Origin of the sequence: Solihabitans fulvus, assembly GCF_008386585.1 — a bacterium.
GTDB classification, from domain to species: domain Bacteria; phylum Actinomycetota; class Actinomycetes; order Mycobacteriales; family Pseudonocardiaceae; genus Solihabitans; species Solihabitans fulvus.
On the sequence record NZ_VUOB01000417.1, the window covers coordinates 1 to 282 of the forward strand.

Below are 282 nucleotides of genomic sequence, written 5' to 3' on the forward strand. Positions count from 1 at the left end.
GGCCCTCACACACATACATGCGGTCATAATACTCCTGTATTATTCTCTTGAGCATTGCTTCGTTGGCGTCGTCAATGTTCTTAGGTTTACCGCACCTCTCCTCGATGATGCGCCTCCTTTCAGCAGCTTTACGTTCCTGCTCCTTCTTCAACTCTTCGGCGGCTTTCTTACGCAGCAGCAACCTGAGCTTCTTCTTCCTCTCAGGTGTCATGAAACCCTTCTTCGCCTTTTTGGCTTTGGAGGCCTCCTCCATGCGCTTGCGCACCTCAGCGCGCTTCCGGT

At 52.5% G+C, this 282-nt stretch carries 1 protein-coding gene; it reads right to left on the bottom strand.

Features of this window, described 5'->3' with window-relative positions:
- Positions 1 to 253, bottom strand: a 253-nt coding sequence (locus F0L68_RS46205) for a troponin (RefSeq protein WP_149855491.1), incomplete at its 3' end; no start/stop codon positions are given.
- Between the last annotated feature and the right edge of the window lie 29 nt (positions 254 to 282).